Origin of the sequence: Chryseobacterium sp. (assembly GCF_022869225.1) — a bacterium.
Taxonomy (GTDB): domain Bacteria; phylum Bacteroidota; class Bacteroidia; order Flavobacteriales; family Weeksellaceae; genus Chryseobacterium.
Window position 1 is genome coordinate 4,864,118 of the sequence record NZ_JALIHL010000001.1, and the last position, 10,990, is coordinate 4,875,107.

The window sequence follows — 10,990 nt, forward strand, 5'->3', positions numbered from 1 at the left end:
AACAAAATTTAAAAATTTGGCGTAGAATTTGCGATTATACTCCTGCTAAAACTGTAAATAAGAAAATAGGTTTTATAAATTGTACCTCTAGAATTCAAACAAAAGTTTAGTAATTATTTATTTTTTTGTATTTTTGCAGTCAGATTTTTATTGAAAATAACAAGTAATGAGTAATGTTTACGATAATATCCTTGGCCTGATAGGACATACTCCTATGGTGAAGCTAAATACTGTCACAAAAGATATTCCAGCAACCGTTTATGCCAAGTTAGAATCATATAATCCTGGACATTCCACCAAAGATAGAATCGCACTTCATATTATAGAAAATGCAGAGAGGAAAGGTTTATTGAAAGAAGATTCTGTAGTTGTAGAAACTACTTCCGGAAACACGGGATTTTCTATTGCGATGGTCTGCATTATCAAAGGATATAAGTGTATTCTTGCAGTAAGTGATAAAACCAAACCTGAAAAGATTGCTTATTTAAAAGCATTGGGTGCTACTGTATATATTTGTCCGGCCAATGTAGCTGCAAACGATCCGAGATCGTATTATGAGGTGGCTAAAAGAATTGCATTGGAAACGCCCAATTCCATTTATATCAACCAGTATTTTAATGAGTTGAATATTGATGCCCATTATCAGACTACGGGTCCTGAGATCTGGGAGCAGACCGGCGGTAAGGTGACTCACCTTTTTGCCTGCACGGGAACAGGAGGTACTTTATCAGGGTCTGCGAAGTTTTTGAAGGAGAAAAACCCGGATATTAAAATTATTGGTGTGGATGCAGATGGATCCATCTTAAAAAGCTACCACGAGACAGGAGAAATTCATAAAGAGGATGTTCATCCTTATCAGATCGAAGGAATGGGAAAAAATCTTATCCCTTCTGCCCTTCTTTTCGATAAGGTAGATAAGTTTGTAAGGGTAAATGATGAAATGTCTGCCTACAGAACCCGTGAAATTGCTTTAAAGGAGGCGATTATGGGAGGATACACTACAGGAGCTGTAACGCAGGGATTAATCCAGTACGCACAGTCTCACGAATTCTCCCAAGATGATGTTGTTGTTTTGATCTATCCGGACCACGGTTCAAGATATATCACTAAAGTATACAGTGATCAATGGATGGCTGAACAGGGATTTGTCAATAATTGTGTTCACAATTATGATGAAGTTTTCAAGACAGAATTTATCAAATAAGAATATATAAATCACAATACAAATTAAGCCTTTTACGTGTTCTACAAAAAAGGCTTTTTTACTTAAAAATTACGATACATGTTGGATATTTTTGAAAGAATAAAAGAAAATCCAGGACCTCTTGGACAATTTGCAGATTACGGAGAAGGATATTTTATTTTCCCAAGATTAGAGGGTCCTATAGGTCCCAGAATGCAGTTTCAGGGTAGAGAAGTAATTTTCTGGAGTGCCAATGACTATCTAGGATTATGCAATCATCCTGAAGTAAAGGAAGCGGATGCGAAAGCGGCTGCAGAATACGGAATGTTCTATCCAATGGGAGCAAGAGCGATGTCTGGTGAAACAGATCAGCACCTTCAGCTGGAAAGAGAATTGGCAGATTTCGTACAAAAAGAATCAGCATATTTATTAAACTTCGGTTACCAGGGAATGGTTTCTACCATTGATGCTTTGGTCAACAGAAATGACGTAATCGTTTATGATATGGATTCTCATGCCTGCATCGTAGATGGGGTAAGACTTCATTCAGGGAAGAGATTCACTTACAGACACAACGATATGGCGAGTCTTGAGAAAAACCTTCAAAGAGCAACCAAAGTGGCTGAGGAAACCGGCGGCGGTATCCTGGTAATTACTGAAGGGGTTTTCGGAATGAGAGGACAGCAGGGAAAAATCAAAGAGATCTGCGACCTTAAATCAAAATATAAATTCAGACTTTTAGTAGACGATGCACATGGTTTCGGAACTCTTGGTAAAACAGGTGCCGGTGTAGGTGAAGAACAGGACTGTAATGATCAGATCGATGTGTACTTCTCTACATTTGCAAAATCAATGGCAGGTTTCGGAGCATTCCTTGCCGGTGATAAAGAAATTATCAGATACCTGAAATTTAACTTAAGATCACAAATTTTCGCAAAATCCCTGACAATGCCAATGGTAATCGGAGGATTGAAAAGATTGGAACTGTTGAGATCAAGACCTGAAATCAAAGCTAAACTTTGGGAGAATGTGTATAAATTACAGAACGGTTTAAAAGAAAGAGGATTCAATATCGGTGACACCAATACATGTGTAACTCCGGTAATGATGCAGGGAACCCCTGTAGAAGCTACTCTTTTGGTAAAGGACTTAAGAGAAAACTATGGTATCTTTACTTCTGTGGTAGTATATCCTGTCATTCCAAAAGGAATGATCCTTTTAAGATTGATTCCTACCGCTTCTCATACGGATGCCGAGATCAATGAAACGCTGGCCGCGTTTGAAGCCATTCATGACAAATTAGTAGGTGGTTACTATAAAGAGCAGGAGCAGCTGCTGCTGCAGGAACAAGGATTAAGTTTTAAACCGATTTAATCATAAAAATAGAAAAAACCACTGAATGATTCAGTGGTTTTTTATTTTAAAAAACTAATATAAAGCTATAACAAACAACATGAAACTTAGAGGATATATACTGGGAACTTTGTCAGCGGTGTCATTCGGATTAATTCCGATTTTTATTCTGCCTATCAAACAGGCTCACTTTTCGCTGGATGTGACATTGTTTTACAGATTTTTCTTTTCAGCTTTAATGGTTGGCGGATATCTGCTGTATTCCGGAGAAAGTTTTAAGATCAATAGAAAAGAAGCCTTAATATTGGCTATACTGGGAATCTGCTATGCACTGTCTTCCGAATTCCTATTTTTAGGCTATGATTTTCTTACAGCCGGAATCGCCTCTACGGTTTTATTCATTTATCCTGTCATTGTAGCCCTGATCCTGTTTTTCTTTTATAAAGAGAAGCTTACCAGGCTGTCTGTCATTTCATTATTCTTTGCTTTCGCAGGAGTTATTGTCCTATGTTTAAAAGGAAACAGTCTCGAAATTAATTTTGCAGGACTGGGAATTGTAATGCTGAGCTCACTTTTTTATGCACTGTACATGGTGATTGTCAATAAGTCGAATATTCAGGTTTCCGGATTTAAGCTGTCTTTCTTTTCTATGTTTTTTACCTCCCTGTTTTTTATGACAAAAGCAAGTATCGCAAATGAATCTTTAACAATACCTTCCCTATCTGTATTTTTAAATTTTCTCATTTTTGCTTTTTTAACTACGGTTATTTCTAGCCTGTGCCTGGTATATGCGATTAAATATATTGGCTCTACCCCCACGGCTATCCTGGGTGCTTTGGAACCGGTAGTTGCCGTCATGGTCAGTGTACTGATGTTTCATGAAAAAATGACTCCCAACCTTTTGGCAGGAATTATACTGATTCTGCTCGGAGTAACACTGAATGTCATATCCGACCGAAAAAAGCAGGTTCATATTTAAAAACAGGACCGAAAAAGCAGGGATCATTAATGCTGTAAATGAACAGAAAAAACCTATCCCTTTACTCGGAAAATTTTTGAGAATAAGTTTGGCTTTTTAGCATAACAAAATTTATCTATCTTGCATCTGCATGTAATCAGGATAATTTCCTCGAACAGGCAGGTGCATTTTAAAGCAAAATATGATAAAAGAACTACAGAAACTTACAAAAGATCAGCTATACCAGCGGCTTAAGGAAAACTCAGAAAACTTATTTTCTACTATCCATTCCGTATTGGAAGGCGTTTTCTTTAATGAAGACTCTTTGGATGAAGAAGATCTTTCCGACTTCCTTGATATGCTGGATGAGGAAACCGCCCAGAAAATTAAACTGGCATTACAGGAAGATACCGGTAATGATGAACCGGACATTTTTCTTATGGACACCGACAGTGAAACGTCTTTGGATCTGATTACAAAAGAAGGGGAAGGATACCAAATAATTCTCCTGGAAAATGATATTCATTTATCCGGTAATCTCTTTGTTGAAGACCATATCGTTCTTATTGTAGCGGGTCATATAAAAGCTGAAAATGTTATTGTCAATGGTTCTCTTTACTGCTCGGGAAGTCTTACCTGCAATGTATTATTCGGCGCATCATCCAATGATCATGAAACCCATATTGAGGGAAATATAAAGGCTGCACTTGTGGCAGAGAATGGCCATTATACAATGGCGGAAGGTGATCTACATGCCCGATATCTCCTAAGTTTTTATAATGAAATAGAAGGAAAAAAAGGAAAATTCATTGATAATCTAAGCCTGGAAAGACAGGATGAGACAGCACTGTTGAATCCTGAAATTCTGGATAAAGAAGGGTATTTTGATGAAGGCATTTTTTTAAATTATATAGAGCACAATACTGTAGATACTTTGTTCGGCTCTTAGAAAACAGACTTATTTTGAAGACCTGGTTTCTTTCAGGAGAAAAAATTTTTTTCTGAAAAAACTTTGGAATAACTTTGCAAAAATTTTCTGTTGAAAGATCTGCTTCTTATCACTCCGCCTTTTACCCAACTCAATACTCCTTATCCTGCAACAGCTTATATCAAAGGATTTTTGAATACTAAAAATATTTCCAGCTACCAGATTGACCTGGGAATTGATGTAATCCTTGAGCTGTTTTCCAAAAAAGGGATCCAAAAGGTTTTTGATAAAAAAATAGATCTGCCCGGCTCTTCTGAAAATACCCGGAGAATTTTTGCATTAAGAGAAGAATATATAAAGACCATTGATCAGGTCATTCCTTTTCTGCAAGGTAAAAATCCTACACTGGCAAGACAGATCTGCAGCATGAATTTTCTTCCCGAAGCCTCCCGTTTCAACCAGCTGGATGATATGGAATTTGCTTTCGGAAATATGGGGTTACAGGATAAAGCCAAACATCTTGCCACTTTATATCTGGAAGATATCTCGGATTATATTGTTGAAAATATTGATCCTGATTTTGGATTCAGCAGATATGCTGAACGCCTTGGTAAAAGTGCCAATTCTTTTGATGAATTATATTATAAATTATCTGATAATCAAACATTTATAGATGATTTTACATTACAAATTCTTCATAAAAAATTAGAAGAAATTCAACCCAGACTCGTTTGCTTTTCCATTCCTTTTCCCGGAAATTTATACTCAGCATTCAGATGTGCCCAATTGATAAAAAAGAACTTTCCCGATATTAAAACTGCTATGGGAGGAGGTTTTCCCAATACTGAATTAAGAGAAGTTAAAGATCAGAGAGTTTTTGAATTTTTTGACTTTATTACCCTGGATGACGGAGAACTTCCCCTGGAACTTCTTTGTGAAAATGTACACAATCCCGATGGTGCCACAGAATTTAAGAGAACATTTTTAATTGAAAATCAGGAAGTTGTCTATAAAAATAATTCTAAAAGACACGATTATAAACAGGCCGATATTGGTACTCCGGATTACACCGATTTGAAATTGGATCAATATATTTCAGTTATTGAAATCGCCAATCCCATGCACAGCTTATGGAGTGACGGAAGATGGAATAAACTGACCATGGCACATGGATGCTACTGGGGTAAATGTACTTTCTGTGATATTTCCTTAGATTATATCAAAATCTATGAGCCTATTTCTGCTAAAATTCTGGTAGACCGGATGGAAGAGCTCATCAGAACGACAGGAGAAACAGGTTTTCATTTTGTAGACGAAGCCGCTCCGCCTGCATTAATGAGAGAGGTTGCTCTGGAAATTCTAAGAAGAAATCTGGTGGTGACCTGGTGGACCAATATCCGATTTGAAAAAAGTTTCACCCGGGATCTTTGTTATCTGCTAAAAATTTCCGGATGCGTTGCGGTTTCAGGAGGTTTAGAAGTAGCCAGTGACAGATTATTAAAATTAATTGATAAAGGAGTTTCCGTAGAACAGGTAGCCAAAGTTACAAGAAATTTTACTGAGGCGGGAATTATGGTTCATGCCTATCTGATGTATGGCTACCCTACCCAAACCGTTCAGGAAACCGTTGACTCCCTGGAGATGGTCCGTCAGATGTTTGAAATGGGAATTCTTCAAAGTGGATTTTGGCATCAGTTTGCTATGACTGCCCACTCGCCTGTTGGAATGAGTCCCGATGATTTTGGAGTGGTTCCCGTAAAACAGGAAATCCTGTTTGCCAACAACGATATAGACTTCAAAGATAAAACCGGAATCGATCACAATCAATTCAGCTTCGGATTGAAAAAGTCACTTTTCAATTATATGCACGGGATCAATTTTGAAATTCCTCTTCAGGAGTGGTTTGATTTTAAAATTCCAAAAACGGCCATTCATCCTGATTATATTCACGATGCTCTTTTAGAAGATGATCAGTTTGCTTTTAAAGGAAACTCAAAAATTGTGTTTTTAACCAAAAATGTAATCGCTGAGAATCGCGTAAAAAATAAAAAGAAATACTCTGGTGCGTATACCTTACTTACATTCCACTTAAAAACCAATATCGTAAAGGTTGAACTGGAACAGGATAAAGCAGAATGGTTGGTGAATCTATTGCAGGAGAATGCTGTAGAAAACAGTAAAAAGCTTACAGTTCAGCAACTTAAGAATCAATTTGAGGAAGATTTTGAAGATTTTGAGCTGTTCTGGTTCTCGAAACCTATGCAGCAATTGAAGGAAAATGGAGTGATTTTGAGTTTGTAAAATTTTTCATTTTTTTTATGAGATTTCACAAATTTCGTAGATTTTCTAATTTGAAGCATAAAAGTTTGATTTTTTGAATGTGAACATGTACGGAAATCTTCATCAATCTCTAAATCATTGAGTATTTAAAATAAATAGGGTTTTAAAATTATTGATAACCAGGATGAAGCACGATCCTATTAATGCTCTTGCAGATTTTGGAAATTAAACAGATCTTTAGTCTTACAAGATAAAAACGTATAGTTTGACATTCTGTAAATCAAAATTATCATTTTTAATAAGACCAGTGGATTCTCCGGATTGGCAGATATTGTGGTCATTTTAGTCGGAGCCGGCTCCTATTGGACATTTTCTAATTAGGAGTATCTTTTACAACCGGGCCTACAGATACTTTCTCCTGTACTTTAATAAAATTCGGATCCATAATGGCCATTCGTTCTGCAATCGCTTTATAAGTTGGAAATTTTAAAATGGATGCCCTTCCAGACATTTCCCTGTAAATGGTAAAAGACTTTCCTCCAGCGGTTTTCAACTGCTTTGTAGTCATAATATATCTTCCTATAAGCTTACTTTTGGCATCATAGATCTCAATATCTATTGGTGTCTTATCCATGATGGTCTCTTCAGAGCCAAAGCTTACAGGTAAATTGGTAAAATATCCTACCGGAACACCGTTGCTTAAAATCTCACCGACTTTATTCACTTCAATATTCAGCTTATCAATTTTTTTTCTGATGGTGTATGCTTCTTTCGTTTTAGCATCCAGTTTTCTTTTAGGTATATTTGAAAAAAGTTCATCCAGATTTTTTACATTGATCCCTTTGTTATCAATGATTTTAAGTCCGTTCACAGAAGTATAGACGGCAGATTTTTCTTCCCCGGAGAATGCAGAGGGTGAAATATAATCCAATTCTATGGTTTTATCCCTGTTGTATACCCTGTTCATCTGTATATAACTGTCCCTGACCGAATCAACGATACTCTTATCTACAAATTTTATAGTATACAGCGGGGTTTCCTTCAAATCCATAAAAGTATATTCGCTGGATTTATTGGAGAGCTTCGCTACCGGAATTCCGTCTAAATTGATAATTCCTCTTTTGGTCCTGATATTCTGGGCATTGAGGAAAACCCCCAGAACTGTAAAGAATATGATTATACTTTTCTTCATAGAATCAGACTTTTACATAACATAAAAAAAGTGTAACACAAAGTTACACTTTCTTGAAAATATATTTAGCTTTTCATTTAATTATTCACAAAGGATAATTCCTTTATTATGATTAAATTCTACAACACCGCTTTTGATAGAGTAAGAAAAAACAGAGTCTGCCTCAGTTTCTTTAGTAAAGTATTTAGCAAAAGCGTCATCAATTGAATTAGCAAAAAGCTTTACTTTACCACCTACTAAAGAAGAAACGATTCCTGCGTGGTTATTCATAATGTGAAATTCACCATTTTTTCCAGGCAATAATACAGAATTTACCTCTCCTTCAAAAACTACGTATTCTGGTGTTAAAATTTTTATATTCATTCTAATTTAGATTTGAAGATTTCAGATTTCAGATTTCAGACAACTTTAAAGTCTCATGTCCGGATCTGATCTCTTTATGTCTAATTTATTAAGCGTTTTCAGCTAACATTTTTTGTCCTGCTTCGATAGCTTCTTCGATGGTTCCTTTCAAGTTGAAAGCAGCTTCCGGCAAGTGATCTAATTCCCCATCCATAATCATGTTGAATCCTTTGATTGTATCTTTGATATCAACTAGTGATCCTGGAATACCTGTAAACTGTTCTGCTACGTGGAAAGGTTGAGATAAGAATCTCTGAACTTTTCTTGCACGGTAAACAACTGATTTATCTTCTTCAGAAAGTTCTTCCATACCAAGGATAGCGATGATATCCTGAAGTGCTTTATATCTTTGAAGGATTTCTTTTACTCTTTGAGCACAGTTGTAGTGATCGTGACCAATCACTTCAGGAGCTAAGATTCTTGAAGTAGAAGCCAGTGGATCTACCGCTGGGTAAATACCTAATGAAGCAATCTTTCTGTCAAGTACCGTAGTTGCATCCAAGTGGGCAAAGGTAGTTGCAGGAGCAGGGTCAGTTAAGTCATCCGCAGGTACGTAAACCGCCTGTACTGAAGTAATTGAACCATTTTTTGTAGAAGTAATTCTTTCCTGCATCGCCCCCATTTCAGAAGCAAGAGTTGGTTGGTAACCTACCGCTGAAGGCATACGACCAAGAAGTGCAGACACCTCAGAACCAGCCTGTGTAAAACGGAAGATGTTGTCTACGAAGAAAAGTACGTCTCTACCTTGTCCGCTTTCTCCACCATCTCTATAGTACTCAGCTAATGTAAGACCTGAAAGGGCTACTCTCGCTCTTGCACCTGGCGGCTCGTTCATCTGTCCGAAAACGAATGCAGCTTTTGAATCTTTCATCACTTCTAAATCTACTTTAGAAAGATCCCAACCTCCGTTTTCCATAGAATGCATGAAATCGTCACCATACTTGATAATTCCTGATTCCAGCATCTCTCTTAAAAGGTCATTTCCTTCTCTCGTTCTTTCACCTACTCCGGCGAATACCGAAAGACCTCCGTGTCCTTTTGCAATATTGTTAATCAACTCCTGGATCAATACTGTTTTACCTACACCGGCACCCCCGAACAAACCAATTTTACCTCCTTTTGCGTAAGGCTCAACTAAGTCGATTACTTTAATACCTGTAAATAAAACTTCTGCAGAAGTTGAAAGTTGATCAAATTTTGGAGCTTCTCTGTGGATTGGAAGTCCTCCATCCTTAGAAATACTTTGAAGCCCGTCGATAGCATCCCCAACTACGTTGAATAGTCTTCCGTTTACAGCCTCACCGATTGGCATAGTAATAGGGTTTCCGTACCCGATTACATCCTGACCTCTCTTAAGACCATCTGTAGCGTCCATTGCGATACATCTTACTGTATCTTCGCCAATATGTTGTTCTACTTCTAAGACTACTTTTTCACCGTTTTCTTTTGTAATTTCTAACGCGTCATAGATACTAGGAACAGATTCCACATCTGTGAAGACAACGTCGATTACCGGACCAATAATTTGAGAAATTTTACCTTTAATTTGGTTTGCCATTGCTAAATTTTTTCTTGGTGCAAATATAGTGATTCTTCATAAACCCGCAATTGGTAAAAAAAAGATTTTTATCATGCTTTTTCAAAGAAGACCGGGCGTACGGCTTAATGTGTAAAATTCAATGTCTATGGCAATATTAGAAATCAAATATACAAATTAGGGAATTCAACTTTACACATTACTAATTAACACCTCAATACATTTTCAAATTCTCAAATTTTCAAGTTTTCAAATTACCTTATTTATCAATCGCTACATTAAAAATAAAGGTTTTATATTTGCAGTCAAAATTTTTCCGTTTTGAAAGTTTTCAAAAATTTCACAGATTATTCTTCTCAAAAGCCTCTAGCATTGTCTTTAGGTATGTTTGACGGAGTGCATCTCGGGCATAAAAGTATTATCGATGAATTGATAAAAGTAGGTACAGAAAATAATCTGGAAACTGCTATCCTTACTTTTTGGCCACATCCAAGGTTTATATTCAATCCCAATGAAGATCTAAAGCTCCTGAATACAGTAGAGGAAAAGAAACAGTTGGTTGAGAAATATGGTATTGATACTCTGTTTCTTAAAGAATTTGACGAAGAATTCAGAAATTTAACCGGAGAAGAGTTTGTGCGTCAGATCTTAATTGGTAAACTCAATGTGAAGTACCTTATTATAGGGTACGACCACTCTTTCGGAAAAAATAAAAGCGGGAATTTTGAACTTCTTCAAAAATTGTCTAAAGAACTTGACTTTGAAGTGGAACAGATGGAAGCGATCAACATCCACGAAAATAATATCAGTTCTACCAAAGTTCGTAACGCTCTTTTAACAGGGAACATTAAGGAAGCCAATGAAATGCTGGGCTACTCCTACTCCGTTTCAGGAACTGTAGTTCACGGAAAGAAGATCGGAAGAACCATTGGATATCCCACTGCTAATATTGATACCGAATCGATCAAGCTGCTGCCTAAAAAAGGAGCTTATATTGTAGAAGTTGCCGTGAAAGGCCAACAATACAAGGGAATGCTGAGCATAGGAACAAATCCTACCGTAAATGGAGAAAAGCTGACGGTAGAAGTTTATATTCTGGATTTTGACGACGATATTTATGATGAAAAGATCACTGTCCGGTTCCCTGAGTTCCTTCA

General features: G+C 36.8%; 9 protein-coding genes. 6 read left to right on the forward strand and 3 right to left on the reverse strand.

Annotated elements, in window-relative coordinates:
- Positions 1-166 precede the first annotated feature (166 nt).
- The 5 genes from MUW56_RS22715 to MUW56_RS22735 all read left to right on the forward strand — a co-directional run bounded on the left by MUW56_RS22715 (position 167) and on the right by MUW56_RS22735 (position 6,723).
- A complete protein-coding gene (locus tag MUW56_RS22715; RefSeq protein WP_292015348.1) occupies positions 167-1,204 on the forward strand; it encodes a PLP-dependent cysteine synthase family protein in 1,038 nt (345 codons plus the stop codon).
- Positions 1,205-1,285: 81 nt separating this feature from the next.
- Positions 1,286-2,557, forward strand: a complete 1,272-nt coding sequence (locus tag MUW56_RS22720) for an aminotransferase class I/II-fold pyridoxal phosphate-dependent enzyme (protein WP_292015469.1) — start codon at positions 1,286-1,288, stop codon at positions 2,555-2,557.
- Between the two features lie 79 nt (positions 2,558-2,636).
- The gene (locus tag MUW56_RS22725; RefSeq protein ID WP_292015349.1) at positions 2,637-3,515 is read left to right on the forward strand and encodes a DMT family transporter; all 879 of its coding nucleotides are present in this window, start codon (positions 2,637-2,639) and stop codon (positions 3,513-3,515) included.
- Positions 3,516-3,696: 181 nt separating this feature from the next.
- Positions 3,697-4,443 (forward strand): polymer-forming cytoskeletal protein, encoded by a 747-nt coding sequence (locus MUW56_RS22730; RefSeq protein WP_292015350.1) that lies wholly within the window; start codon positions 3,697-3,699, stop codon positions 4,441-4,443.
- 90 nt (positions 4,444-4,533) lie between these two features.
- Positions 4,534-6,723 carry a radical SAM protein gene (locus tag MUW56_RS22735; protein WP_292015351.1) on the forward strand — a complete coding sequence of 730 codons (2,190 nt, stop codon included), beginning with the start codon at positions 4,534-4,536 and terminating at the stop codon, positions 6,721-6,723.
- A 352-nt stretch (positions 6,724-7,075) separates the two neighbouring features.
- Here the strand turns inward: MUW56_RS22735 and MUW56_RS22740 are convergent, their stop codons facing one another.
- The 3 genes from MUW56_RS22740 to atpD form a co-directional block, all read right to left on the reverse strand.
- Positions 7,076-7,894: a hypothetical protein gene (locus MUW56_RS22740; RefSeq protein WP_292015352.1), complete on the reverse strand. Its 819-nt coding sequence runs from the start codon at positions 7,892-7,894 to the stop codon at positions 7,076-7,078.
- 81 nt (positions 7,895-7,975) lie between these two features.
- Positions 7,976-8,257 carry a F0F1 ATP synthase subunit epsilon gene (locus tag MUW56_RS22745; RefSeq protein WP_292015353.1) on the reverse strand — a complete coding sequence of 94 codons (282 nt, stop codon included), beginning with the start codon at positions 8,255-8,257 and terminating at the stop codon, positions 7,976-7,978.
- 88 nt (positions 8,258-8,345) lie between these two features.
- Entirely contained in the window at positions 8,346-9,854 is a 1,509-nt protein-coding gene (atpD, locus tag MUW56_RS22750) for a F0F1 ATP synthase subunit beta (protein WP_292015354.1), read from the reverse strand.
- Positions 9,855-10,154: 300 nt separating this feature from the next.
- Between atpD and MUW56_RS22755 the strand changes: the two genes are divergently transcribed.
- A partial coding sequence (locus tag MUW56_RS22755) for a bifunctional riboflavin kinase/FAD synthetase (RefSeq protein ID WP_292015355.1) occupies positions 10,155-10,990 on the forward strand: 836 nt, incomplete at its 3' end.